The sequence below is a fragment of the Priestia sp. P1_B12_1 genome (genome assembly GCF_056406695.1).
Genome location: NZ_JBFTZR010000005.1, coordinates 1 through 25,859, shown reverse-complemented (window position 1 = coordinate 25,859; position 25,859 = coordinate 1). Strand labels below are relative to the sequence as shown.

The window sequence follows — 25,859 nt, the reverse complement described above, 5'->3', positions numbered from 1 at the left end:
AGTTCCACAATATCTACTTTTTTGTGTCTAATTGTTTTCTTAAATTAAATCCTAAATCAATTATACCTAAGATGCGCACAATTTGAAGGATAATTGGAATAATTAATGCTAAAATTGTTACAACAATTGGAATTGCTTTCGCATACCCTTTTTGATGTGAAAAATAGAAAATAAAAGAAATCCCTTGTAACACTACTAGCATTTGCAGTCCCATCACGATATTGATAATGGCTACGTACATAAATGTACCTTGTTCAATATTAAAAGATGGGAAGGATAAGATTAATGCAATCAAATAATACCATAGAATACTTTTAGGAAGTTTGAATTCACGAAAAGGCGGGAATGCTTCCACCTCATAACCTGTTCTTTTAAGAATAGGCGTAGCAATAAGCTGAGAGAAAAAGGCCAGAATAACTCCACCTATAACAATTAATAGAGGCAATAGATTTTTAAACATATCAAATGCATCTCTCATTTGGTCAATTTGAGATTCCTTAACGTCTTGTCCTAAACTTTTCATCATTTCAATACTTTGATTAATTGATTGATCTAAAGCATTATTTATTTGCTCCATTAAATTAACATTAAAAATGACATTTGCTCCTACAAACAATAAAAGTAAACCTAAACTAAATGCAACCGTTCCGCCTAGTAAAATGGTATACCTTTTTTGTTTTTGTCGGTAAAGCATTCCTATTGCTAATCCACCAATACCAAATACAAATGTAAAAGGAAGAGTCAACACATTTCCAAATAACAAAGTCAATAACAACCCTACTACTAAAAATAATATTGCCTTTTTCCACCCATGACGAACGGTATACACAATAAATGGAACAGCAAGCGCTAGTTGAAAAATGGTTCCCACAACAGGTATGTATAGTGAAAAAAGCAACAGCGCCACAAAAAGCGCTAAAAGAGCTGCTCCTTCTGTAATATATCGAATTCCTTTCACAACTTCACCTCGTTGATATAGACTATTATTTATTTTATCGATTCAATTCATAAGAAGCAACTATTTGACAAAAGAGCACTTATGTAATGTAAAAAGAGGCAGTAAGGGAATCCTTACTGCCTCTTTTTATACCGTTCATTATTCACCAGAAACATATGGTAATAATGCCATTTGACGAGCGCGTTTGATAGCGATCGTTAATTTACGTTGGTATTTAGCGCTTGTTCCAGTTACACGACGAGGTAAAATTTTACCACGCTCTGAAACGAATTTTTTAAGCATATCTACATCTTTGTAATCGATGTGAGTGATGCCGTTTGCTGTGAAGAAACAAACTTTACGACGTCTGTTGCGTCCACCTTTACGTCCACCTGCCATTTTGATACGCCTCCTTCCGCTTAAAAGTTTCTATAAAATTTTATACTCCGGATAATCTACTGCGAATTAAAACGGTAAATCGTCATCTGAAATGTCAATTGTCTCGCCATTATTTGCAAATGGATCATCATCAACGCGAGTATAACCTTGATTACCTGAGTTACGGTTCTGATTATCTCCAAATGGAGAGCCTTGTCCAGATCCTCCAGTGTTAGCAAAGTTACTGCGTTGCGTATCCCCACCGCCACTTTTCGGCTCTAAAAATTGCACACTTTCCGCTACAACTTCCGTTACGTATACGCGACGACCGTCTTGTCCTTCGTAACTGCGAGATTGTAGTCGACCATCAACACCAGCTAAACTTCCTTTTTTAAGGAAATTGGCTGCATTTTCAGCCTGACGACGCCATACAACACAGTTGATGAAGTCAGCTTCACGTTCACCTTGCTGATTTGTAAATGTGCGGTTTACCGCTAAAGTGAATGTTGCAACCGCTGCTCCACTCGGGGTATAACGTAATTCAGGATCTTTGGTTAAGCGTCCTACGAGAATTACGCGATTCATCATCAGAACCACTCCTTAAGGAAATAAAACCCAATTTATTTAAACGTTTAATTATGCTTCTTGTTTAACAACGATATGACGGATAATGTCTTCGTTGATTTTCGCAAGACGATCAAATTCAGAAACTGCTTCTGAAGTAGCCGCCACGTCAAGAATCATGTAGTAACCGTCACGGAAATCATTGATTTCGTATGCTAAACGACGTTTACCCCATTCTTTAACATTTGCGATTTCAGCACCATTATCAGTTAATACGCCGTTGAAGCGCTCAACTAATGCTTTCTTTGCTTCGTCATCAATGCTTGGACGGATGATGTACATTACTTCATACTTTCTCATCACTGTCACCTCCTTTTGGTCTAACGGCCCGAAACGGGCAAGGAGCAATAAAATATTACTCACGAATTAAAATTATAGCACACTACCATAGGCAAAGCAATACGCATTGCGGGCTGTTTCGTAAATATATGCTAATATTTTCGCCAACGACAAAAGCCGAAAGAAGATATCTTCTTTCGGCTTTTAAACTTATACGTTAAAGCGGAAATGCATAACGTCTCCGTCTTTTACGATGTATTCTTTTCCTTCTAAACGTACTTTTCCAGCTTCACGAGCTGCTCCCATTGTTTTGGCAGCCAATAAATCCTCGTATGACACCGTTTCTGCACGAATAAATCCGCGTTCAAAATCTGTATGAATAATACCTGCACACTCAGGAGCTTTCATACCTTGTGTAAACGTCCACGCGCGTACTTCTTGCTCACCCGCTGTAAAGTACGTAGCTAATCCAAGTAAATCGTACGCTGCACGTACAAGCTGATCTAGACCTGACTGTTCAATGCCTAGTTCTTCAAGGAACATTGCTTTTTCTTCTCCTTCAAGTTCAGCAATTTCAGATTCAATGCGTGCGCAAACAACAATTACTTCTGCACCTTCACTTGCCGCATACTCGCGCACTTTTGCTACATATTCGTTAGCAGATGCATCGGCTACTTCATCTTCAGCAACGTTTGCTACATAAAGAATAGGTTTAATCGTTAGCAAGTGAAATTGTTTTACTAATTTCATTTGTTCTTCTGTAAACGATACAGCACGAGCTGGCTGATCACTTTCAAATGCGTTCTTTAGTTTCTCTAGAATTTCGTATTCATACATTGCTTCTTTGTCTTTTTGTTTAGCCATTTTTTGAACACGGCCAATACGTTTCTCTACCGTTTCTAAATCTGCTAAAATTAACTCTAAATTAATTGTTTCAATATCTGAGATAGGATCTACTTTTCCTGAAACGTGCGTGATGTTTTCATCTTCAAAACAACGCACAACGTGACAAATCGCATCTACTTCTCGAATATGAGATAAGAATTTATTTCCCAATCCTTCACCTTTACTAGCACCTTTTACGATTCCAGCGATATCTGTGAATTCAAATGCTGTTGGAATTGTTTTTTTAGGTTTTACAAGCTCTGTAAGTTTTTGAAGACGGTGATCAGGTACTTCTACAATACCTACGTTAGGATCAATCGTACAGAAAGGGTAGTTCGCAGATTCTGCGCCCGCTTGTGTAATTGCATTAAATAATGTTGATTTTCCAACGTTAGGAAGACCAACAATTCCAGCTGTTAAAGCCATATATTTATTCACTCCTCTTTATATATCCGAAACAAGTTAACCTGTCACAATTATAGTGAGTCAACTTTTGAAATACAAGTTTGATAAAGAACCTTTAGCCGCATGGGGTTAAGGTGCTTCATTTTGTCCCACCTTACAGTATAAGGCATAAACATAGAAAATGCATGAGGTTATTCCTCATGCTTTACAAGAATTTTTTTCATTTTACGTGCAAAATCACGTCTTGGAATCATTACGCTATGGCCGCAGCCTTCACATTTGATACGGATATCCATTCCCATTCGAATGATTTTCCATTCATTTGTACCGCAAGGATGAGGTTTTTTCATTTCCACAACGTCATTTAAACCAAATTCTTTTTCCGTCATCAGCTCTCTCCTCCTTATGTCCCTTTCAACGTCGACGAATGCTGTGCTTCTTCTGTACGATTATACATAACCATACGAGGAAATGGAACTTCAATACCATGTTCATTTAGCCTTGTACGCACTTCTTTACGAATCATACGAGAAATATGGAAATGTCTCATTGGTTTTACTTCACTTGTAATCCTCATTGTGACTTCAGTTGCATGGATATTTTGAACCCCCAGCAATTCAGGCGTTTTAACCATATCTTCATAGCGACTTGGCAATTCTTCTAACAGGTCTAAAATCACTTGTTCTGCTTTTTGTATGTTTTCTTCATAAGAAATGCTTACATCAACGAAAGCTACGCTGTTATGTAACGAAAAATTAGTGACCTCCACAATACTGCCATTGGGCAAAATATTAATTTCACCTGTCCAACTCTTAATCTTTGTAGTTCTCAAACCAATTTCCTCTACAGTTCCCTCAAATGTTCCTACTCGAACATAATCCCCAACGGAGAACTGATCTTCAAAGATAATAAAAAACCCCGTGATGATGTCTTTCACTAAGTTTTGAGCACCAAACCCTACCGCGAGCCCTACGATTCCAGCCCCCGCTAGCAATCCACGGACATCTACCGATAACGTTTCTAAAATCATAACTCCCGCAACGAAATAAATGGCATAAGAAAAAATATTTTGAAGCAAACGGACCATCGTAGCTTCTCGTCGCTCAGAAATACGCAGAGGGCTATTTGTGCGAACCTCTACGAATTTATTTAACGCTTTCTTTCCAATTCGAATTAAAAACATGGAAATAAGTAGAATCAACAGAATTTTTATAAATCCCTCTCCAATATGTGCCCACGTTTCTTCTTGAAAAAATGGCTCAAACACGTTCTTAAAAACTGACTTCAACGAATTCATACTACATGTAGCTCCTAACGTAACATAATCTGCATACGAGAAAGTTTTAACCTATTGTAGCAAGTTTCTACGAACTTTTGTAGCGATTTCGAAATGGATACAACAAAACGGCTGTTACTAGAAATAAATTGACGATTCCATACATTGGATACAAAACGGCAATTAAAGTAGAAAACCCTACCTTTGTAAAGGGAATCATTAAAAGTAGCCAGCAGGCTGCCAGTTTCCAAAGAGATTGCACCTTTTCAGTATGAAAACGAGCGGTCAATCCTAAAATTCCCGAAACGGCTGTCGTATAAATTGCGATAAGCAAAACAATGCTCATTAAAAACGTCATCATATAAGGAAAATCTTTAAGAATAGCGAATAATGGAATTTCATAAGAGGAAAGAAGCCCTGAAACTTGAATAAGTGATTCATTATAAATAAAAGAGAGGCCTCCTAATAAAAAACCACTGCCAACACTTGCAATATAAATCTCTTTTTTGCTTTTAATTTCCTTTCCAATTGTAGATAATACCGCGACAAGAGGAAGAATATTTAAAGCCGTAAAGGTAAAAGCAGCAGGCCAATTATGCTGAAGATGCCAATTAGTTACTCCAGGATGACGTAAAACAAATGTAAGAAGTACACCAGCTAGTCCAATCATTAAGATTGGCATAACGAAAGAATTGATAGAAAGCAGTCCACTTAATCCTCTTGAAAAAACAAAGACGATAAACACACTAAGACCACCAATTCCCCACCAGTAAGGAACATGCCACATTTCCAATGTCGCCCCGCCGCCCGCGATCATAATCACCGTCGTCGTAAACAAATAAAAAACGATTAAAACGTCGTAGGCTGCAGCCCATCTCTTTCCTATTAATTCAATTAGTACTGGGTAAAATTGATTGGTTCGATAGCGATAGCTGATTTGCATAATCACATTGCAAGAAATCGCAAAAATAATAGAAAATAGAAAAATAGCAAGTCCGCTTTCTTCACCAAAGAACTGCCATAGTTCTCTTCCAGAAGCATACCCAGCACCTATCATCGTTCCCATAATTAAGAATATCCATTTACACCCGGCTCTCCACATCGATTTTCCCCCAATCCACGAAATATATGTATAGAATCTTCAAAATCTTCGTATACTGTTACTATTATGTATAAGGAGTGGACCCTATGAATTTAAAATCTCCCTTCTTTGAGAAGACACAACATTCAACCCGCGTATTTCATGATGAGGAATCTGCTACAAAGAAGCTGAGTACACAGTTACTATCTTTACTTCCAGCACAGAAAGACAGACCAATTGTTTTTGTATGTATTGGAACGGACCGTTCAACTGGGGACTCATTGGGTCCATTAGTCGGAACAAAACTGAATGAAAAAAAGGTTTCATCTTTTCATATTTTTGGAACGTTAGAAGAGCCTGTTCATGCGGTTAATTTGAAAGAAACGTTAAAACATATTCAAAAGCTTTTTCCAAATCCTTTTATTATTGGAATTGATGCTTGCTTAGGCCGTATGAAAAGTGTAGGCTCTGCATCACTTGGCGTTGGGCCCGTCAAGCCTGGAGCAGGTGTTAATAAAGAATTGCCGCCAGTCGGAGATATTCATATAACAGGGGTTGTCAACGTGAGCGGATTTATGGAATTTTTCGTCTTGCAAAATACGAGGCTTCACCTCGTTATGTGCATTGCCGATTTAATTGCGAAAAGTATTGAGACTGCGCACAATGAACGAGAGAAAGAGTTTAATAATTCTTCGGTTTACCAAACGGTAAGACAATATAAACAATAAAAAAGGTTGTCCTAAAACTAGGACAACCTTTTTTATACAGAAGATTTATTAGTCTGAGAAAGATCGTTAAATAATTCAAGAAGACGGTTTAAATCTTCTTTAGAGAAAAATTCGATTTCAATTTTTCCTTTTTTCTTACTTTGTGTAATGTGAACGGAGGTACCAAAACGTTCACGAAGCTGTGTTTCACTTTGTTTTATAAATAAATCTTTATCTTTTTTAGTTTTTGATGTTTCACGTGGAACGGCTTTATTTAAGTGGGCAATATAAGCCTCTAACTGTCTGACATTTAATTGTTCCTTGCGTATTTTTTCAACGACTTTAGGTAGAAGCGTTTTATTTTTCAAACCGACTAGCGTACGCCCATGGCCCATAGACAATTCATTAGTAGAAATGAGGGTTTGAATTTCCTCAGGCAGTTGCAAGAGGCGAACATAGTTAGCAATATGAGGTCGGCTTTTTCCCAGTCGTGTAGCAAGTTGCTCCTGTGTCATATCGAGCTTATCCATAAGCAATTGATAAGCAGTTGCTTCTTCAATTGGCGTCAAATCTTCACGCTGTAAATTCTCTAACAAAGCTAGTTCCATCATTTGCTTTTCTGAAAAGTCTTTTATAATGACAGGAACAGTAGCAAGGTCGGCTTCTTTAGCAGCTCTAAATCGTCTTTCACCCGCTAAGATTTCATAGCCTTTAATGCTTTTGCGAGCTACAATAGGCTGTAAGATGCCATGATGTAAAATGGACTGCTTTAACTCATTAATTGCTTCTTTATTAAACGTTTTACGTGGTTGATAGGGGTTGGGTCTGAGTTCGTGAATAGCAACTTCCTGAATTGAATCATCAGCCTGTGCATCTAAGCCTGAAAATAAGGCATTAATTCCTTTCCCTAATCCTTTCGCCATTATAAATCACTTCCTTTGCAAGTTCCGTATAAACTGCGGCCCCTCTAGATCTTGCATCATATAAGATAATTGGTTCACCATGACTAGGTGCTTCGCTCAAACGAACATTTCGAGGAATAATCGTTTGATAAACGCGATCCTGAAAGTACTTCTTCACTTCTGCTGTTACCTGCAGTCCTAAATTTGTGCGTGCGTCAAGCATAGTCAGCAATACACCCTCGATACGCAGTTGATTATTCAAATGTTTTTGGACTAATCTAACGGTATTTAGCAATTGACTTAATCCTTCAAGCGCATAATATTCACACTGTACAGGTATTAAAACAGAATCAGCCGCCGTTAACGCATTTAATGTCAGTAAACCAAGAGAAGGGGGACAATCAATAATAACATAATCAAAGTGATCTTTCACCGTTTCTAAAGCTCTCTTAAGTCGAACTTCACGTGAAATAGTCGACACTAATTCAATTTCTGCACCAGCTAATTGAATGGTCGCAGGAATGATTGATAAATTTTCGACGGCTGTTGAACGAACAACGTTCTTAGCTTCCATATCTTCCACGATTACGTTATAAATACATTCATCTACATCTGCTTTATCTATGCCAACTCCACTCGTAGCGTTACCCTGGGGGTCTCCGTCTACAAGTAGAACCTTTTTTCCTTGTTCAGCTAAACAAGCTCCTAAATTAACAGCGGTTGTTGTTTTTCCAACTCCGCCTTTTTGATTCGCAACTGCCACAATTTTCCCCATGTTGTCACCTACTTTCATTTCCATCCCATTTGTCCAGACAGTTTAATTGTTCATTGAATTTTCTGACGAAAAACTTTGATAAAAAAGCCTCATCAAAAAAAGATGAGGGCTATTTCTTTATTTTTTCGGAATCTTAATAGTAAACTGAAAATATTCATCAAACTCTTCTTCTTCCGTGTTTAATGAAATACCGCTGTCACTAACCATTGTCAAGGATTGACGAATTGTATTCATTGCGATACGCGTATCTTTACTAAACGCTTTTCTTTTTGCTTTTGGCTTTTTAACCTGCGTTTCTAACAATTTAACTACTCGATCTTCCGTTTGTTTTACATTTAATTGTTTTTCAATAATCTCAGCTAATACTTGAAGTTGTTTTTCTTGATTTTTGAGGGGAATGAGCGCTCTTGCATGTCGCTCTGTAATCAATTTTTGTTTGATTGCTTCTTGTATTTCAACAGGAAGCTTTAACAAACGAAGCTTGTTTGCAATTGTGGATTGGCCTTTTCCTAAACGTTGAGCTAATGCCTCTTGGGTAAGATTATGTAACTCAATTAACTTTGCGTAGGCTAGTGCTTCTTCGACAGCCGTTAGCTCTTCACGTTGTAAGTTTTCTATTAAAGCCACAGAGGCCGTTTCTGTATCGTTAAAATGTTTCACAATTGCAGGAACCGTATCCCATCCTAAGCTTTGTACAGCTCTCCACCGGCGTTCTCCAGCAATTAATTCGTATTCTTCGCCCTCAGTCGGTCGAACCACAATAGGTTGAATAATACCGTGTGTATGAATAGTAAGAGCTAGCTCTTCAATTTTTGCTTCATTAAACACAGTACGCGGCTGATAACGATTCGGAATAATACTTGAAACCCTAATTTGTTTTACTTCATCTCTTAAAACTTTTTCGACATTTTCATCTTGGACAGTTTCAATCTCTACATGAATATCCTCATCTTTTTCTTTTAAATTAAAGAAACGTGAAAAAGCAGATTTCATAGTCCCACACCACCTTCAGGAAAATCCCGCCTTAAACTAATTCGATGTTTTTTAATCATATCCTGCTTTCTAAACAGAAAATATAGAGAAGAAAATGTTTCATATGAAACATTTTCTTCTCTATCTATTTAATCCCTACTCTAGTGGAAGCTTAACTGGGGTACCAGGTTTTCTAGGATATTTTTTAGGCGTTTTCTTTATTTTGTCTATTAAAATAATGTAACGTTCACTTTGCTCCAAAGGCAATTGGAAATGTTCAATCGACTTCACTTTTCCACCTAATACTTGGAATGATTTTTCTCCATTTTTTAATTCTTCAGGGGCAGAAGCACCTTTCATTGCTAAAAAGCGTCCTTGTTCTTTAACAAGCGGCAAGCAAAATTCATTAAGAACCGAAATACGTGCCACGGCTCTTGCCGTTACAAGATCGAATGACTCGCGAATACTTTCTTTTTTACCAAATGTTTCAGCTCGATCATGACATAGTGTGACATTGTCTAGTTCAAGCTCATTTACAAGATGCGTTAAAAACGTAATACGCTTTTGTAACGAATCAACGATTGTTACATGCAAATGCGGGAAGCAAATTTTGATCGGAATACTTGGAAATCCTGCTCCTGCACCTACATCACACATGGATTCAATTTCTGTAAAGTCTTGAAAAAAAGCAGCTGAAATAGAATCGTAAAAATGCTTTTCATACACTTCACCGTGATCAGTGATAGCAGTTAAATTCATTTTTTCGTTCCATTCCACTAAAACTTGATAATACTTTTCAAATTGATTCAGCTGTTTAGAAGAAAGAGAAATTCCCTTTTCTTCTAATAGCTGTTGAAACTGTTGAATATTCATTGAGTTTCCCTTTCTTCGCGCCTAAGAGTTTTAATCATTTGATACTTTAGCGATGCGCCCTTGTTCAATATAAACAAGCAAGATTGAAATATCAGCTGGGTTGACTCCAGAAATACGTGAAGCTTGCGCTACCGTTAGTGGACGCACTTGGTTTAATTTTTGACGTGCTTCTGTAGCTAAACCGTTAATTGCATCATAATCGATATAATCAGGAATCTTTTTGTTTTCTAACTTCTTCAAGCGTTCAACTTGCTGAAGTGATTTCTGAATATATCCTTCGTATTTCACCTGAATTTCTACTTGTTCAGCTACTTCAGGATCTACCGTCTCGTCAGCTGGTGCTAATTGATGAATATGAGTATATGTCATTTCAGGGCGGCGAAGTAAATCTGTCGCACGAATGCCATCTTTTAATTCACTTCCGCCAGCTTCTTTAATCAGTTGTTGAACAGCTTCATTCGGTTTAATAATAAAGGAGAAAAGACGTTTTTTCTCTTGCTCGATTTCCGCTTTCTTTTGTTCAAATTTAGCATAGCGCTCATCGCTGATTAATCCTAGTTCACGACCAATTTCAGTAAGGCGTAAATCAGCGTTATCGTGACGAAGCAATAAACGATATTCTGCACGAGACGTTAGTAGACGATACGGTTCATTTGTTCCTTTTGTTACTAAATCATCCACCAATACACCGATATAAGCATCAGAACGTCCTAAGATGACTTCTTCTTGTTCCAGCGCTCTTCTTCCCGCGTTAATTCCAGCAAGAAGACCTTGGCCTGCAGCTTCTTCATAACCAGATGTTCCGTTAATTTGTCCAGCCGTATAAAGATTTTTAATTTTTTTCGTTTCAAGCGTTGGCCATAACTGAGTCGGAACAATTGCATCATATTCAATAGCATAGCCCGCACGCATCATTTGGACTTTTTCAAGACCAGGAATTGTCGCAAGCATTTGACGCTGTACATGCTCAGGAAGACTCGTTGATAGTCCTTGAACATATACTTCTTGCGTATTTCGTCCTTCTGGCTCTAAGAAAATTTGGTGACGCGGTTTATCATTAAATCGCACAACCTTATCTTCAATAGATGGACAGTAGCGTGGTCCAGTACCTTTGATCATCCCAGAATACATAGGAGATAAGTGGAGGTTGTCATCAATAATTTGATGAGTTTGTTCACTTGTATATGTTAACCAGCAAGGCAGTTGATCTGTAATGTACTGTGTTGTTTCGTATGAGAAAGCACGGGGCACATCATCCCCAGGCTGAATCTCCGTTTTGCTGTAATCAATAGTTGAGCTATTAACACGAGGTGGAGTTCCTGTTTTAAAACGGACCATATCCAGTCCTAACTCCTCTAAGTGTTCAGAAAGCTTAATAGCTGGTTGTTGATTATTAGGACCGCTTGAATATTTTAGTTCACCTAAAATAATTTCCCCGCGTAAGAATGTCCCTGTCGTAATAACAACTGTTTTAGCTTTATACACAGCTCCCGTTTGAGTGACAACGCCCGTACATACACCGTCTTCTACGATTAACTGTTCTACCATGCCTTGCATAAGCGTTAGATTTTCTTCATTTTCTAATGTTTTTTTCATTTCATGCTGATAAGCAAATTTATCTGCTTGAGCTCTAAGTGCTCGAACGGCTGGACCTTTTCCTGTGTTTAACATTCTCATTTGAATATGAGTTTTATCGATATTTCTACCCATTTCTCCGCCAAGAGCATCAATTTCACGTACTACAATACCTTTTGCAGGACCGCCTACAGAAGGGTTGCAGGGCATAAACGCCACCATGTCTAAGTTAATGGTCAAGGTTAACGTTTTAGCACCCATACGCGCAGAAGCAAGTGCCGCTTCACAACCTGCATGACCTGCTCCAATGACAATAACATCATATTGTCCACCTTCATATTGCATAATAGTAGCCTCCTTTAATAATCTATTTTCCTAAACAGAATTGAGAGAACAACTGATCAATTAAGCTTTCGTGAACAGCATCACCAATAATTTCACCTAATAGTTCCCACGTTCTTGTTAAATCAATTTGGACGATATCGATTGGAACACCACTTTCAATGCCTGTGATGGCCTCATCGATAGCTCCTCTTGCTTGCGTTAAAAGCGCAATATGTCTCGTATTAGATAAATATGTTAAATCTTGAGATTCAATTGTCCCTCCAAAGAAAAGAGCTGCGATTGCTTCTTCAAGCTGATCTACTCCTTGTTCTTGAAGAAGCGAAGTCGTCACTATTGGATGATCACCAGCAAATTGCTGCACTTCCTCTAGATTAATTTTTTGCTCAAGATCTGTTTTATTCACAATCACGATAACGTCCATGCCTTTTACAGCTTCAAATAGCTTTTTATCTTCGTCCGTTAGTTCTTCATTAAAATTCAACACAAGCAAAATTAAATCTGCTTCTTTCAAATACTGACGAGAGCGTTCCACACCAATTCGTTCTACAATATCTTCTGTTTCACGAATTCCAGCTGTATCAACTAATCGCAGAGGAACTCCTCGCACATTGACGTACTCTTCGATTACATCTCGCGTCGTTCCGGGAATGTCTGTGACAATGGCCTTTGCATCTTGCACTAAACTATTTAGAAGAGAAGATTTCCCTACATTAGGACGTCCAATAATAACCGTAGCCAATCCTTCTCTTAAAATTTTCCCTTGATGAGAGGTTTGAAGAAGCTTATCAATTTCTTGGCGTACATTTGAAGCTTTTTCAATCAATACTTGGTGAGTCATTTCCTCTACATCGTCATATTCTGGGTAGTCAATGTTTACTTCTACGTGGGCAAGTGTTTCCAGAATTTCCTGTCGTAAATGACGTACTAGTTTGGACAAACGCCCTTCCATTTGGCCAATCGCCATATTCATCGCTTTATCTGTTTTGGCACGAATTAAATCCATGACAGCTTCTGCTTGTGATAAGTCTACTCGACCATTTAAAAATGCTCGTTTTGTAAACTCACCCGGCTCAGCTAAACGGGCACCATTTGCAATAACTAACTGCAGCACACGATTAACGGATACGATTCCTCCGTGACAGTTAATTTCAATAATGTCTTCTCTAGTAAATGTCTTGGGACCTTTCATAATGGAAAGCATCACTTCTTCGACGACTTGCTCTGTCTTGGGATCTACGATATGACCGTAGTGAATAGTATGAGAAGCTACGTCTGTTAATCGTTTGTTCGAAACGCTTTTAAAGATACGATCTGCAATCGTAATGGCTTCTTCACCACTCAGGCGGACGATGGCAATAGCTCCCTCTCCCATTGGTGTAGAAATGGCCGCAATTGTATCAAAATCTAACACCAACTTCACCTCATTTCATTTTATAAACCTTTTATTTTAAACGATGTTATATACTATCATCGTTAACAATTTTCCACGAACAAAAACATCTATTTTAAAGCCCGTAATTTGTATGAACCAAATAAATAGAATACCACAATTCACCGATTTGGAACATCTCTAACGTTCTTCTGTTATACACAGTAAGGAAAACAGGCAGTATGTACTATTTTAACTTATCCACATGTGAATAACAACGTATGTAACTTGATTTTTTGAACGCTAGCTTGATAAAAGTAAACATAAAAAAGCACTAGCGCATTTTGCTAGTGCTTTTTTCCGACGGGCTGAACCAAAATACTTCTTTTCGGTTCTTTTCCGACAGAGTGTGTCTCAACTAAAGAATTTTTAGCTAACACTTGGTGAATCATTTTTCTTTCATGCGAAGGCATAGGTTCTAGTTGAACAGATCGATTCGTTTTAATCGCCTGATTCGCTATTTTTAATGCCAGTTTTTCGACCATTTCTTTTCGTTTTTCTCGGTAGCCTTCTGGGTTTAATACAACATTTAAAAATTGCTGACTGTATCGATTAGCTACCAGTTGTGTGAGAAGCTGGAGCGCATTAAGGGTTTGTCCATGTTTTCCAATCAACATTCCCGCAGAATCGCTACTAATCTCAATTATGCAGTTTCTCGAGGTTTTTTTGACGTTCGTATGAATCGAAATCCCCATTTCACGGCTAACATTTGTAATAAAATGAACCGCTTCCTCTACAGGGTCAACTATTTTTGTAACTTTTACAACTGCAGGTTTTCCCTTAAAGATTCCTAAAAATCCTTTTTTGCCTGGTTCAATTATTTCTACATTTGTTTGATTTCGCTCTACTTCTAAAGCATCTAATGCTTCTTGAACAGCAGCTTCAATCGTCTGGGCCGTAATTGTGATTTCGTTCATTTTTTAACCCCTTCAATATTCGCTTGTTTTAAGTCTGGCCCTTTAATGAAGTAGGTTTGAATAATCATAAATAGATTTCCCACTACCCAATAAAGAGATAAGGCGGCTGGAAAATTGATTGCAAAAACTACAATCATGATCGGCATAACCCAAAGCATCATAGCCATTTGAGGATTTTGACTTGCATTCCCGGCCATCATCATCTTTTGCTGAATAAACGTTGTGATTCCTGCGACAATTGGTAAGATAAATAGCGGGTCACGCGCACCTAAATCAAACCATAAAAAGCTGTTGTTTGCGATTTCCGACGTTCGTGTAATCGCGTGGAAAATCCCAATAAGAATGGGCATTTGAATTAGAATTGGAAAGCACCCAGCTAAAGGATTTACTCCGTAAGTTTGAAATAATGCCATCGTTTCTTTCTGCAATTGCTGCTGCGTCTGGGCATCTTTTGAACTGTACTTCTCCTTTAACTTCTGCATTTCGGGCTGAAGCGTCTGCATTGCTTTCGTGTTTCTCATCTGTTTAATCATAAGCGGTAGAATAAGTAAGCGAATCAGGATTGTGACAACGATAATCGCAACTCCATAGCTTTTAAATACCTCCGCCAGATACCTAATGACTAATGACAGCGGATACACAACATACTCATTCCAAAAACCTTTACTATCATCTGTAATAGGTTGGTTAATTTCCGTACAACCCGCTAAAACAGTTAATAGAAAGATAAGCGTTATTCCTAAAAACAACTTCTTCTTCACCTGTTTTTCCTCCTTCTACATGTTCACCTTTCAATTCTGAAAGTGCGTCAAAATCCATTATATAAGGATGCGGTAGAAAAACAACAGCTATTAAAGGGTTTTCTTCTATTGTTTATTAATCGTTTTGTCTATGTGTAAGTAATTTGCCACGCTTAAAGACATGCTGCAAGCTGCTTTTAATTTCTTCATAGCTCATTGTTGCAGCAGGCTGCCTTGCAATTACAATATAATCTTTGTCTTGCTTTAAATACGGTGTGAATTCAAACATAATTTGTTTAGCAAGGCGCTTAACTCGATTACGAGTCACGGCATTTCCAATCTTTTTGCCCACAGAGAATCCTACGCGGAAATGTTCTTGATCCGGTTTATCTAGAACATACAAGACAAATTGGCGATTCGCTACGGACTTGCCCTTTTTAAAAACTGTTTGAAATTCATCATTCTTTTTTATACGGTATCTTTTTTTCATTTTTAACAACTCCTGCCCTTTTTCAGGTCATGCTCTTATGTAGTCCCTACAGGAACAGAGGTGATTTTAGTCTTATAAAGCGAAAAAAGACCACTGGCGTCAGTGGTCTATTATGCTGATAATACTTTTCTTCCTTTACGACGACGACGAGCTAAAACTTTACGTCCATTCGCTGAGCTCATACGAGCGCGGAAACCGTGTACTTTACTGTGCTTACGTTTGTTTGGTTGGTAAGTTCTTTTCATCTATAAACACCTCCTCGAGGAATAACTGAAAAAGACAGTCCTTGCAATTATAATGAAAAGACTAAGAAGATGTCAATGTTATTTAAAAAATAAAATTTTCAATCTCTTGGTTTCATTATCTGTTTTACTCAATCTTCTTCATTCTAATATCTTTATAACCCAATTGTCTATACCTAATCAATAAAATTCATTGATTTATTAAAGAAAAAATTTTTCCTTTTCATCACTTTTTCTTTCTCTAGCAGCTGCGATCGCATCGTTACTGAACAAAACTACAACAATAAATGTTATAAAAAGCCTCTTTTTTATTCAAATTCTGCTCTTAAACCTTTGTGGATAAGTTTTTTCGACATTTTTCTACTTTTCCATTCCTTATCGACAACTCATGCACACTATCTTGTGTTGTGGAAAACTTTTCTCCACAAGGTGTAGTGATTGTGGATAAGTTTCGAAAATTCATTGCATCATGCCGAATTCTTTGATATTATATTTTTGTTTTCACTCTTAATTACTTTTCCACAGTTGGTTCTTATCCACAAACTGTGGACAACTTGTGGACATCATTTCCACTATCACTGTATAAAGTTATCCACACCATGTGGAATCTGTCGAATAGTCGGCTTTCTTCTATAATATATATTTACCCACATAATAGCAATTGTATAAATATAAATTTTTTATGCATAAGGTTTTGTACAGGTTGTACAAGAGTTGTACAAAACGCATAAAAGCTAGAAAAAGGAGGGATTGCTCGTTGGAAAACATTCATGATTTATGGAATAGAGCTTTAGATCAAATTGAAAAAAAATTAAGCAAACCTAGTTTTGAAACCTGGCTCAAATCGACAAAAGCTCATGCTTTACAAGGAGACACGCTCATTATTACTGCGCCTAATGATTTTGCACGGGACTGGTTAGAATCTAGGTATTCTAATTTAATTGCTGAAACACTTTACGATCTTACGGGGGAAGAGTTAGATGTGAAATTTATTATTCCTCCTAACCAGGCCGAGGAAGAATTTGATATTCAAACTCCTAAAAAGAAAGTCAATAAAGACGAAGGATCAGAATTTCCTCAAAGCATGCTAAATTCGAAGTATACCTTTGATACATTTGTTATCGGATCTGGAAATCGATTTGCGCATGCAGCTTCTTTAGCAGTAGCAGAAGCGCCGGCTAAAGCCTATAATCCGCTTTTTATTTACGGGGGAGTAGGATTAGGCAAAACACACTTAATGCACGCCATAGGCCACTATGTGTTAGATCATAATCCTGCCGCTAAAGTCGTGTACTTATCATCTGAAAAATTCACAAATGAGTTTATTAACTCTATTCGTGATAATAAAGCAGTAGAATTCCGTAACAAATACCGTAATGTAGATGTTTTACTAATTGATGATATTCAATTCTTAGCAGGTAAAGAGCAAACACAAGAAGAATTTTTCCATACGTTTAATACGCTTCACGAAGAAAGCAAGCAGATTGTCATCTCAAGTGACCGACCGCCGAAAGAAATTCCTACACTTGAAGACCGACTTCGCTCTCGCTTTGAATGGGGCCTTATTACAGACATCACGCCACCAGATTTGGAAACACGAATTGCTATTTTACGAAAAAAAGCCAAAGCGGACGGCTTAGTTATTCCAAATGAAGTTATGCTTTATATCGCCAATCAGATTGATTCGAATATTAGAGAATTAGAAGGAGCACTTATTCGTGTAGTAGCTTATTCTTCACTAATTAATAAAGATATAAACGCTGATTTAGCAGCAGAAGCATTAAAAGATATCATTCCTAGTTCAAAACCTAGGGTTATTACGATTCAAGACATCCAACAGATTGTTGGACAAGAATTTAATATAAAATTAGATGATTTCAAAGCGAAGAAACGTACAAAGTCAGTAGCGTTTCCTAGACAAATTGCCATGTACCTCTCTCGCGAATTAACGGATTTTTCGCTGCCTAAAATTGGAGAAGAGTTTGGCGGGCGAGACCATACTACTGTCATCCATGCTCATGAAAAAATCTCAAAACTTGTTCAAACAGATACTGACCTACAAAAACAAATTAAAGAAATAAGTGAATCACTAAAAATATAGGCTTTTTTTACTTGTATTTTGTGTATAAGTGAGTTAGGATTGTACACAGTCTGTCCACATGTGGATAGGCTGTGTTCTCACGTTTTTGGGGGTTATCCACATTTCCACAGCCCCTATTACTACTACTATCTTAAAATATAATAAATAATAAGCTTTTAAACCTACTTTTAAGGAGGATTAATTATTATGAAATTCATCATACAGAAAGACTATCTAGTTCAAAGCGTTCAAGATGTTATGAAAGCTGTATCTTCTAGAACAACAATTCCAATTTTAACGGGGATTAAAATTGTAGCGACTGAAGAAGGTGTTACCTTAACCGGAAGTGATTCGGATATTTCAATTGAATCGTTTATTCCAAACGAAGAAGAAGGAAAAGAGATTGTTGATATCCACAAACCTGGAAGCGTTGTTCTCCCAGCTCGTTTCTTTAGTGAAATCGTCAAAAAGCTTCCTAAAGACATTGTAGAATTAGACGTCCAAAGTCACTTTTTAACAATCATTCGTTCAGGAAAAGCTGAATTTAACTTAAATGGTTTAGATGCAGAAGAGTATCCTCATTTGCCACAGATCGAAGAAAACAACATGTTTAGATTACCGACGGACTTATTAAAAAACATGATTCGACAAACTGTCTTTGCAGTGTCCACCTCAGAAACACGACCTATCTTGACAGGTGTAAACTGGAAAGTCGATGGCAAAGAATTAACGTGTATTGCCACTGACAGTCACCGTCTAGCTTTGCGAAAAGCGACCATTGAAACTGGAAATGAAGCAACGTATAATGTGGTTATTCCAGGTAAAAGTTTAAGTGAATTCAGTAAGATCCTTGATGATTCTCATGAATTAGTAGACATTGTTATCACGGAAAATCAAGTATTATTCAAAACAAAACACTTACTGTTCTTCTCAAGATTATTGGACGGAAATTATCCTGATACTTCAAGGTTGATCCCAGCCGATAGTAAAACGGATGTTATATTGAACGTAAAAGAATTCTTACAATCGATTGACCGCGCTTCTTTATTAGCTCGTGAAGGAAGAAACAACGTAGTAAAACTATCTACGCTGGATGAAGGGATTGTTGAAATTTCTTCTAACTCTCCTGAAATCGGAAAAGTAATTGAAGAGGTACAAAGTCAGTCTATCTCAGGAGAAGAATTAAAAATTTCTTTTAGCGCAAAATATATGTTAGACGCATTAAAAGCGCTCGAAGGAACAGATATCAAAATTAACTTCACTGGTGCGATGCGTCCATTTGTCATTCGAACATTAGAGGATGATTCAATGCTGCAGCTGATTTTACCAGTGCGAACATATTAAATCTCAGAAAGCTACTAGCATGCCGTACTAGTAGCTTTCTTTTCTCAAGGAGAATTATTTAGTAAAATAGAGATACATCATTAGAAAGTGAGAGAGTCGCATGAAAACAGAAGTTAAAATTTCAACTGAATACATTACGCTTGGCCAGTTTTTAAAACTAGCAGACGTCATTCAAACAGGTGGAATGGTAAAATGGTTTTTAAGTGAGCACGAAGTATATGTGAACGGGGAGCTAGAAGAGCGCCGCGGACGTAAATTATATGCAAATGACGAAGTGGATATACCGGCTGCAGGATCATTTGTTGTTATTACTTAAAGTTGGTGAAACGTTTGTATATTAAAGAAATTACTTTAACAAATTACCGAAACTATACGAAGACAACGATTCCTTTTGAAAATAAAGTAAACGTCATTTTGGGTGAAAACGCACAGGGTAAAACAAACGTGATGGAATCGATCTTCGTATTATCTATGGCTAAATCTCATCGTACATCCAACGATAAAGAATTAATTAAATGGGACTGTGAGTATGCAAAGCTATCGGGCATTGTAGAAAAGCATAGAGGGCCTGTTACGCTGGATTTAGTCATCTCAACAAAAGGGAAAAAAGCAAAATATAATCACATTGAGCAGAAAAAACTCAGTCAATATATAGGATCAATTAACACTGTCATGTTTGCTCCGGAGGATTTGAACCTAGTTAAAGGGAGTCCGCAAGTAAGGCGCAAATTTATCGATATGGAAATTGGTCAAGTTTCGCCTGTGTACATGCATGATTTAAGCAGGTATCAAAAGATTTTGCAGCAAAGAAATCAATATTTGAAGCAGCTGCAGACAAAAAAACAAACGGATCTTTCACTTTTAGATGTACTTACGTTACAGTTAAGTGAAATGGCGGCGAAAATCTTAAAAAAACGTTTTGAGTTTTTACAGTTACTCCAACAGTGGGCAGAGCCTATTCATAAAGGGATCAGTCGAGGCTTAGAAACATTAAAAATTGAGTATAAGAATTCAATTGATGTATCAGAAGATGCAGATTTGTCGAAAATGTTAGAAGCATATCATCAAAAGTTTGATAAAATAAAAAGTAGAGAAATTGATAGAGGTGTCACCTTAGCAGGACCACACCGTGATGATCTTCTTTTCTACGTTAATGAAAAAGACGTTCAAACATTTGGTTCACAAGGGCAACAGCGGACGACTGCTTTATCGTTAAAGCTTGCTGAAATTGAGTTAATTCATCAAGAAGTAGGTGAATATCCAATCTTGCTTTTAGACGACGTATTGTCTGAATTAGATGATTTTCGTCAATCACACTTGCTAAATACCATTCAAGGAAAAGTTCAGACGTTTGTAACGACAACGAGCATTGAAGGAATTCATCACGAGACCTTAGAAAAAGCCGCTACATATCACGTAGAAGCTGGCCAAATTCAAAAGGTCAAATAGCAATTGATCTGTCTAAAAACTTTTCGCAAGGCAATCTAACTGAAATATGATATCATTATAGTTTTAAGTCTATATAGTTCAACTCGTACCCTCGATTATGAAAATTTTGTGCATAAGTAAACAAATTGCAAATACATTAAAGGCTCCGTATTATTTCCACATAATATTCGAAAAACATAATACAAAATGATAAATACAGCAGTTTGCTGTTAAAAAAAAGTGTAGGTGATACATTTGACGATGGAACAAAAAGAAGTACAAGCATATGAAGCTGATCAGATACAAGTATTAGAAGGATTAGAAGCTGTTCGTAAACGTCCGGGGATGTATATTGGATCGACGAGCGCAAAGGGTTTACATCATCTTGTATGGGAAATTGTAGATAATAGTATTGATGAAGCGCTGGCCGGCTATTGCGATGAAATTAATGTTATTATCGAAAAGGATAATAGTATTACAGTCAAAGATAACGGTCGTGGAATTCCAGTTGGTATTCAAGAAAAAATGGGCAGACCTGCCGTTGAAGTTATCTTAACGGTTCTTCATGCCGGAGGTAAATTTGGCGGCGGCGGCTATAAAGTATCTGGTGGATTACACGGTGTAGGTGCCTCAGTTGTTAACGCACTTTCTACTTCTTTGGAAGTACACGTACATCGTGACGGTAAAGTTCATTATCAAAAATATGAACGAGGTGTACCGGCTGCTGACTTAAAAGTAGTTGGAGAAACAGATAAAACAGGTACTGTTATTCAATTCCGTCCAGACGGTGAAATTTTCACAGAAACGCTTGAATACGATTTTGATACGTTAGCTAATCGTCTGCGTGAGTTAGCTTTCTTAAATCGCGGCATTAAAATTACGATTGAAGACAAACGTGAAGAAGATAAAAGACGTGAATATCACTATGAAGGCGGAATTAAGTCTTACGTTGAGCACTTAAACCGTGCAAAAGAAGTGATTCACGAAGAGCCGATCTATATTGAAGGTAATCGAGACAACATTTCTGTAGAGATTGCTATTCAATATAACGATAGCTATACAAGTAATTTATATTCTTTTGCAAACAATATTCACACATATGAAGGTGGAACACACGAAGCAGGATTTAAAACAGCGTTAACGCGTGTAATTAACGACTATGCACGTAAAAACAGCGTATTTAAAGACAGTGACGCCAATCTAACGGGTGAAGATGTTCGTGAAGGAATTACAGCTATCATCTCTATTAAGCACCCAGATCCGCAGTTCGAAGGACAAACAAAAACAAAGCTGGGAAATAGTGAAGCAAGAACAATTACTGACTCTGTGTTTGCAGAACACTTAGAAACGTACTTGCTAGAGAACCCTATTGTGGCGAAAAAGGTAATTGAAAAAGGTTTAATGGCTGCAAGAGCAAGAATGGCAGCTAAAAAAGCTCGTGAGCTTACAAGACGTAAAAGCGCGCTTGAAATCTCAAACTTACCGGGTAAATTAGCAGATTGTTCATCAAAAGATCCTTCTATTAGCGAACTCTATGTAGTAGAGGGTGACTCTGCCGGGGGTTCAGCTAAGCAGGGAAGAAGCCGTCATTTCCAAGCTATTTTGCCTTTACGTGGTAAAATTATCAACGTAGAGAAAGCGCGTTTAGATAAAATTTTATCTAATAATGAAATTCGTACAATCATTACCGCTCTAGGAACGGGTATTGGTGACGATTTTGATATCTCGAAAGCACGCTACCATAAAATTGTGATTATGACAGATGCAGACGTAGACGGTGCGCATATTCGTACGCTTCTTCTAACGTTCTTCTATCGCTATATGAGACAGATTATTGAGCATGGATATGTCTACATTGCCCAGCCGCCTCTTTACAAAGTTTCACAAGGTAAAAAAGTGGAGTACGCGTACAACGATCGTCAATTAGACGAGGTATTAGCTTCTTTCCCTGAAGGCGCAAAACCAAACCTTCAGCGTTACAAAGGTTTAGGAGAGATGAATCCTGAACAATTATGGGAAACAACAATGGATCCAGAGTTCCGTACCCTTCTTCAAGTAAACTTGCAAGATGCAATTGAAGCTGATGAGACATTTGAAATTTTAATGGGCGACAAAGTAGAACCACGCCGTAATTTCATTGAAGAAAATGCTCAGTACGTAAAAAATCTCGATATTTAAATGAACGGTAATACCCTTTATATTTTTTATAAAGGGTATATAAACGTCAGGATAGAGATAGGTTCTATCCTGCGTTTACATATATATGAATTACTATACTGAACTTCGCGAAGGAGGTTCTTATCGATGTCAGATAAACCAAACTCTCAAATAAGAGAAGTAAATATTAGTCAAGAAATGCGCGCATCTTTTTTAGATTATGCAATGAGCGTAATTGTATCGCGTGCTTTACCAGATGTAAGAGACGGACTTAAGCCTGTGCACCGTCGTATTTTATATGCAATGAATGATTTAGGTATGGGATCGGATAAGCCATATAAAAAATCAGCTCGTATCGTAGGAGAAGTAATTGGTAAGTATCACCCACACGGTGACTCAGCTGTATATGAAACAATGGTTCGTATGGCACAAGATTTTAGCTATCGCTATATGCTAATTGATGGTCATGGAAACTTTGGATCTGTTGATGGAGATGCAGCAGCAGCTATGCGTTATACAGAAGCAAGAATGTCAAAAGTTTCGATGGAACTGTTACGTGACATCAATAAAGACACAATTGATTACCAAGATAACTATGACGGTTCTGAACGTGAACCAATTGTATTACCTGCTAGATTTCCCAATTTACTTGTAAACGGTTCAGCCGGAATTGCGGTAGGTATGGCGACAAATATTCCACCGCATCAGTTAGGCGAAGTCATTGACGGCGTTTTAGCAGTAAGCCAAGACCCTGATATCACAATTGCAGAGTTAATGGAGATTATTCCAGGACCGGATTTCCCAACTGCAGGACAAATTCTTGGCCGCAGCGGAATTCGTAAAGCTTATGAAACTGGAAAAGGTTCTATTATTGTTCGCGCAAAAGTAGAAATTGAAGAACAGAGCAATGGCAAACAAACTATTATTGTTCATGAACTACCATACCAAGTAAATAAAGCAAAGCTAATTGAAAAAATTGCCGAGCTAGCTCGTGATAAGAAGATTGATGGGATTACGGATTTACGAGATGAGTCTGACCGTTCGGGTATGCGTATTGTTATTGAAGTAAGACGTGATGCAAATGCAAATGTTTTATTAAACAACTTATATAAGCAGACATCTCTTCAAACAAGTTTTGGTATTAACACCCTTGCATTAGTAGATGGACAGCCAAAAGTATTGAACTTGAAGCAATGTCTACAGTACTACTTAGACCATCAGGTAGTGGTTATTCGTCGTCGTACTGAATTTGAGCTTCGAAAAGCAGAAGCACGTGCGCATATTTTAGAAGGTTTAAAGATTGCTCTTGATAATTTAGATGCTGTTATTGCTTTAATTAGAGGTTCTCAAACAACAGATATTGCACGTGAAGGATTAATGACTCAGTTTTCGTTATCTGAAAAACAAGCGCAAGCTATTTTGGATATGCGCCTACAGCGTTTAACAGGATTAGAGCGAGAGAAGATTGAAGCGGAATATCAATCTTTATTAGCGCTAATTGCTGAATTAAAAGCTATTTTAGCAGATGAAGAAAAAGTATTAGAAATTATTAGAGAAGAACTAATAGAAGTAAAAGAAAGATTCAATGACGGACGTCGAACAGAAATCGTAAGCGGAGGAGCGGAAATTATTGAAGACGAGGATCTGATTCCTCGCCAAGATATTGTTATTAGCTTAACGCACAACGGCTATATTAAACGTTTGCCTGTTTCTACGTATAAGAGTCAGCGAAGAGGCGGAAGAGGTATTCAAGGAATGAATACAAACGAAGATGATTTCGTTGAACATCTTCTAACAACTTCTACTCATGATACGATTCTCTTCTTTACAAATAAGGGAAAAGTCTATCGGACAAAAGGATACGAAATTCCAGAGTACGGAAGAACGGCTAAAGGGATACCTATTATTAACTTGTTAGAAGTAGATAAAGGTGAGTGGGTAAATGCCATCATTCGCGTCGATGAATTTGTAGACGATTGGTATCTATTCTTTACTACAAAACAAGGAATTTCTAAGCGTACACCTTTATCTTCTTTTGAAAACATTCGAAATAGCGGACTTATCGCCTTGAATTTAAGAGAAGAAGATGAATTGATTTCTGTTAAATTGACAGATGGTAAGCGCGATATGGTTATTGGAACGAAAAAGGGTATGTTAATTCGTTTTAATGAAAATGATGTTCGTTCAATGGGACGTACAGCTACTGGAGTTAAAGGGATCACTCTCGATTCAGAAGATGAAGTAATCGGTATGGAGATTCTCGAAGAACAATCAGATGTCTTGATCATTACGAAAAATGGTTACGGAAAACGTACGCCGATTGAAGAATATCGTGTACAAACAAGAGGCGGTAAAGGTTTAAGGACATGTAATATCACTGATAAAAATGGTGATGTTGTCGCACTGAAATGTGTATCTCAAGAAGAAGATATTATGCTTATCACAGTAAGCGGCGTTCTTATCCGTGTTTCTGTTTCAGATATTTCACAGATGGGCCGTAACACACAAGGTGTCAAAGTCATCCGTTTAGGAGACGAAGAGTTTGTTTCAACGGTTGCAAAAGTACAAACTTCAGAAGATGAAGACGAAGTTTTAGACGAATTAGATGAACATGAAGAGACAGATATAATAATTGAAGCTGAAGAAACAGAAGAATAAAAAAAGCCCCTGAAAAAGCAGGGGCTTTTTTTATGTAAAAAACCTTGCCATAGGCTTTTGATTTTGGTAATATATAAAAAGTCAGCAAAACATATATGAGTTTTTTAGTAGTTTTAAAAAAGTTATATAAAAGTGTTGACAACGATTCTTATAAAGTGTTATTATATAGGAGTCGCTTTAAGACAAGAGTTCTTTGAAAACTGAACGAAACAGTAAACGTCAACGTTAATTTTTATTTTTTAAATGAGCAAGTCAAACATTTCTTCGGAGAGTTTGATCCTGGCTCAGGATGAACGCTGGCGGCGTGCCTAATACATGCAAGTCGAGCGAACTGATTAGAAGCTTGCTTCTATGACGTTA

The 25,859-nt window shown here is 37.4% G+C and carries 25 protein-coding genes and 1 rRNA gene; 8 read left to right on the top strand and 18 right to left on the bottom strand.

Features of this window, described 5'->3' with window-relative positions:
• Positions 1-13: 13 nt before the first annotated feature.
• The 8 genes from AC1D0Y_RS17285 to AC1D0Y_RS17250 all read right to left on the bottom strand — a co-directional run bounded on the left by AC1D0Y_RS17285 (position 14) and on the right by AC1D0Y_RS17250 (position 5,886).
• On the bottom strand, positions 14-958 hold the full coding sequence (locus tag AC1D0Y_RS17285; protein ID WP_028409760.1) for a YybS family protein: 945 nt from the start codon (positions 956-958) through the stop codon (positions 14-16).
• Between the two features lie 138 nt (positions 959-1,096).
• On the bottom strand, positions 1,097-1,336 hold the full coding sequence (gene rpsR, locus AC1D0Y_RS17280) for a 30S ribosomal protein S18 (protein ID WP_013059913.1): 240 nt from the start codon (positions 1,334-1,336) through the stop codon (positions 1,097-1,099).
• Between the two features lie 66 nt (positions 1,337-1,402).
• Positions 1,403-1,903 carry a single-stranded DNA-binding protein gene (gene ssb, locus AC1D0Y_RS17275; protein WP_013059914.1) on the bottom strand — a complete coding sequence of 167 codons (501 nt, stop codon included), beginning with the start codon at positions 1,901-1,903 and terminating at the stop codon, positions 1,403-1,405.
• Between the two features lie 48 nt (positions 1,904-1,951).
• Entirely contained in the window at positions 1,952-2,239 is a 288-nt protein-coding gene (gene rpsF, locus AC1D0Y_RS17270) for a 30S ribosomal protein S6 (protein WP_013059915.1), read from the bottom strand.
• 189 nt (positions 2,240-2,428) lie between these two features.
• Positions 2,429-3,529 carry a redox-regulated ATPase YchF gene (ychF, locus tag AC1D0Y_RS17265; protein ID WP_028411917.1) on the bottom strand — a complete coding sequence of 367 codons (1,101 nt, stop codon included), beginning with the start codon at positions 3,527-3,529 and terminating at the stop codon, positions 2,429-2,431.
• 170 nt (positions 3,530-3,699) lie between these two features.
• Positions 3,700-3,897: a DUF951 domain-containing protein gene (locus tag AC1D0Y_RS17260; protein WP_013059917.1), complete on the bottom strand. Its 198-nt coding sequence runs from the start codon at positions 3,895-3,897 to the stop codon at positions 3,700-3,702.
• A gap of 14 nt (positions 3,898-3,911) precedes the next feature.
• A complete protein-coding gene (locus AC1D0Y_RS17255; protein ID WP_028409761.1) occupies positions 3,912-4,805 on the bottom strand; it encodes a mechanosensitive ion channel family protein in 894 nt (297 codons plus the stop codon).
• Positions 4,806-4,872: 67 nt separating this feature from the next.
• Entirely contained in the window at positions 4,873-5,886 is a 1,014-nt protein-coding gene (locus tag AC1D0Y_RS17250) for a YkvI family membrane protein (protein WP_060747075.1), read from the bottom strand.
• Positions 5,887-5,972: 86 nt separating this feature from the next.
• Between AC1D0Y_RS17250 and yyaC the strand changes: the two genes are divergently transcribed.
• Complete coding sequence (gene yyaC, locus AC1D0Y_RS17245) at positions 5,973-6,593, top strand: spore protease YyaC (RefSeq protein WP_028409763.1); 621 nt, start codon at positions 5,973-5,975, stop codon at positions 6,591-6,593.
• Between the two features lie 32 nt (positions 6,594-6,625).
• On the opposite strand, the gene AC1D0Y_RS17240 is transcribed toward yyaC, so the two are convergent.
• The 10 genes from AC1D0Y_RS17240 to rpmH form a co-directional block, all read right to left on the bottom strand.
• A complete protein-coding gene (locus tag AC1D0Y_RS17240; protein WP_060747074.1) occupies positions 6,626-7,495 on the bottom strand; it encodes a ParB/RepB/Spo0J family partition protein in 870 nt (289 codons plus the stop codon).
• Positions 7,467-8,249 (bottom strand): ParA family protein, encoded by a 783-nt coding sequence (locus AC1D0Y_RS17235; protein ID WP_028409764.1) that lies wholly within the window; start codon positions 8,247-8,249, stop codon positions 7,467-7,469. The genes AC1D0Y_RS17240 and AC1D0Y_RS17235 overlap by 29 nt, the downstream gene beginning before the upstream one ends.
• Positions 8,250-8,366: 117 nt before the next feature.
• Positions 8,367-9,242 (bottom strand): nucleoid occlusion protein, encoded by an 876-nt coding sequence (gene noc, locus AC1D0Y_RS17230; protein ID WP_013059923.1) that lies wholly within the window; start codon positions 9,240-9,242, stop codon positions 8,367-8,369.
• A gap of 135 nt (positions 9,243-9,377) precedes the next feature.
• On the bottom strand, positions 9,378-10,094 hold the full coding sequence (gene rsmG, locus AC1D0Y_RS17225) for a 16S rRNA (guanine(527)-N(7))-methyltransferase RsmG (protein ID WP_050691087.1): 717 nt from the start codon (positions 10,092-10,094) through the stop codon (positions 9,378-9,380).
• A gap of 30 nt (positions 10,095-10,124) precedes the next feature.
• Positions 10,125-12,014: a tRNA uridine-5-carboxymethylaminomethyl(34) synthesis enzyme MnmG gene (mnmG, locus tag AC1D0Y_RS17220; RefSeq protein ID WP_013059925.1), complete on the bottom strand. Its 1,890-nt coding sequence runs from the start codon at positions 12,012-12,014 to the stop codon at positions 10,125-10,127.
• 22 nt (positions 12,015-12,036) lie between these two features.
• Positions 12,037-13,425, bottom strand: a complete 1,389-nt coding sequence (mnmE, locus tag AC1D0Y_RS17215; protein WP_013085566.1) for a tRNA uridine-5-carboxymethylaminomethyl(34) synthesis GTPase MnmE — start codon at positions 13,423-13,425, stop codon at positions 12,037-12,039.
• 305 nt (positions 13,426-13,730) lie between these two features.
• Complete coding sequence (gene jag, locus AC1D0Y_RS17210) at positions 13,731-14,360, bottom strand: RNA-binding cell elongation regulator Jag/EloR (protein WP_050691086.1); 630 nt, start codon at positions 14,358-14,360, stop codon at positions 13,731-13,733.
• Positions 14,357-15,121 carry a YidC family membrane integrase SpoIIIJ gene (gene spoIIIJ / locus AC1D0Y_RS17205; RefSeq protein WP_286127831.1) on the bottom strand — a complete coding sequence of 255 codons (765 nt, stop codon included), beginning with the start codon at positions 15,119-15,121 and terminating at the stop codon, positions 14,357-14,359. Before spoIIIJ ends, jag begins: the two co-directional genes overlap by 4 nt.
• Positions 15,122-15,236: 115 nt before the next feature.
• A complete protein-coding gene (gene rnpA, locus AC1D0Y_RS17200; protein WP_013059929.1) occupies positions 15,237-15,590 on the bottom strand; it encodes a ribonuclease P protein component in 354 nt (117 codons plus the stop codon).
• Positions 15,591-15,700: 110 nt separating this feature from the next.
• A complete protein-coding gene (gene rpmH, locus AC1D0Y_RS17195) occupies positions 15,701-15,835 on the bottom strand; it encodes a 50S ribosomal protein L34 (protein WP_013059930.1) in 135 nt (44 codons plus the stop codon).
• 754 nt (positions 15,836-16,589) lie between these two features.
• On the opposite strand from rpmH, the gene dnaA reads away from it, so the two are divergent.
• From dnaA to AC1D0Y_RS17160, 7 genes are all read left to right on the top strand, one after another.
• Complete coding sequence (dnaA, locus tag AC1D0Y_RS17190; RefSeq protein ID WP_028409768.1) at positions 16,590-17,933, top strand: chromosomal replication initiator protein DnaA; 1,344 nt, start codon at positions 16,590-16,592, stop codon at positions 17,931-17,933.
• A 186-nt stretch (positions 17,934-18,119) separates the two neighbouring features.
• The gene (dnaN, locus tag AC1D0Y_RS17185) at positions 18,120-19,256 is read left to right on the top strand and encodes a DNA polymerase III subunit beta (RefSeq protein WP_028409769.1); all 1,137 of its coding nucleotides are present in this window, start codon (positions 18,120-18,122) and stop codon (positions 19,254-19,256) included.
• Positions 19,257-19,356: 100 nt separating this feature from the next.
• Positions 19,357-19,572, top strand: coding sequence for a S4 domain-containing protein YaaA (yaaA, locus tag AC1D0Y_RS17180; RefSeq protein ID WP_013054822.1), 216 nt, complete (start codon positions 19,357-19,359; stop codon positions 19,570-19,572).
• Between the two features lie 14 nt (positions 19,573-19,586).
• A complete protein-coding gene (gene recF, locus AC1D0Y_RS17175; RefSeq protein ID WP_028409770.1) occupies positions 19,587-20,705 on the top strand; it encodes a DNA replication/repair protein RecF in 1,119 nt (372 codons plus the stop codon).
• A gap of 240 nt (positions 20,706-20,945) precedes the next feature.
• Positions 20,946-22,862, top strand: a complete 1,917-nt coding sequence (gene gyrB / locus AC1D0Y_RS17170) for a DNA topoisomerase (ATP-hydrolyzing) subunit B (RefSeq protein WP_028409771.1) — start codon at positions 20,946-20,948, stop codon at positions 22,860-22,862.
• A gap of 126 nt (positions 22,863-22,988) precedes the next feature.
• Positions 22,989-25,499, top strand: a complete 2,511-nt coding sequence (gene gyrA, locus AC1D0Y_RS17165; RefSeq protein WP_013054825.1) for a DNA gyrase subunit A — start codon at positions 22,989-22,991, stop codon at positions 25,497-25,499.
• A gap of 261 nt (positions 25,500-25,760) precedes the next feature.
• A 16S ribosomal RNA gene (locus AC1D0Y_RS17160) occupies positions 25,761-25,859 on the top strand; the annotation flags it as partial.

Coding starts and splice junctions, on each gene's coding strand:
- gyrA (WP_013054825.1), top strand. CDS start 22,989: ATGTCAGATAAACCAAACTCTCAAATAAGAGAAGTAAATATTAGTCAA.
- AC1D0Y_RS17250 (WP_060747075.1), bottom strand. CDS start 5,886: ATGTGGAGAGCCGGGTGTAAATGGATATTCTTAATTATGGGAACGATG.
- rpsR (WP_013059913.1), bottom strand. CDS start 1,336: ATGGCAGGTGGACGTAAAGGTGGACGCAACAGACGTCGTAAAGTTTGT.
- rnpA (WP_013059929.1), bottom strand. CDS start 15,590: ATGAAAAAAAGATACCGTATAAAAAAGAATGATGAATTTCAAACAGTT.
- AC1D0Y_RS17235 (WP_028409764.1), bottom strand. CDS start 8,249: ATGGGGAAAATTGTGGCAGTTGCGAATCAAAAAGGCGGAGTTGGAAAA.
- AC1D0Y_RS17260 (WP_013059917.1), bottom strand. CDS start 3,897: ATGACGGAAAAAGAATTTGGTTTAAATGACGTTGTGGAAATGAAAAAA.
- AC1D0Y_RS17240 (WP_060747074.1), bottom strand. CDS start 7,495: ATGGCGAAAGGATTAGGGAAAGGAATTAATGCCTTATTTTCAGGCTTA.
- rsmG (WP_050691087.1), bottom strand. CDS start 10,094: ATGAATATTCAACAGTTTCAACAGCTATTAGAAGAAAAGGGAATTTCT.
- yyaC (WP_028409763.1), top strand. CDS start 5,973: ATGAATTTAAAATCTCCCTTCTTTGAGAAGACACAACATTCAACCCGC.
- ssb (WP_013059914.1), bottom strand. CDS start 1,903: ATGATGAATCGCGTAATTCTCGTAGGACGCTTAACCAAAGATCCTGAA.
- noc (WP_013059923.1), bottom strand. CDS start 9,242: ATGAAATCTGCTTTTTCACGTTTCTTTAATTTAAAAGAAAAAGATGAG.
- dnaN (WP_028409769.1), top strand. CDS start 18,120: ATGAAATTCATCATACAGAAAGACTATCTAGTTCAAAGCGTTCAAGAT.
- rpsF (WP_013059915.1), bottom strand. CDS start 2,239: ATGAGAAAGTATGAAGTAATGTACATCATCCGTCCAAGCATTGATGAC.
- mnmG (WP_013059925.1), bottom strand. CDS start 12,014: ATGCAATATGAAGGTGGACAATATGATGTTATTGTCATTGGAGCAGGT.
- jag (WP_050691086.1), bottom strand. CDS start 14,360: ATGAACGAAATCACAATTACGGCCCAGACGATTGAAGCTGCTGTTCAA.
- AC1D0Y_RS17255 (WP_028409761.1), bottom strand. CDS start 4,805: ATGAATTCGTTGAAGTCAGTTTTTAAGAACGTGTTTGAGCCATTTTTT.
- rpmH (WP_013059930.1), bottom strand. CDS start 15,835: ATGAAAAGAACTTACCAACCAAACAAACGTAAGCACAGTAAAGTACAC.
- gyrB (WP_028409771.1), top strand. CDS start 20,946: ATGGAACAAAAAGAAGTACAAGCATATGAAGCTGATCAGATACAAGTA.
- yaaA (WP_013054822.1), top strand. CDS start 19,357: ATGAAAACAGAAGTTAAAATTTCAACTGAATACATTACGCTTGGCCAG.
- ychF (WP_028411917.1), bottom strand. CDS start 3,529: ATGGCTTTAACAGCTGGAATTGTTGGTCTTCCTAACGTTGGAAAATCA.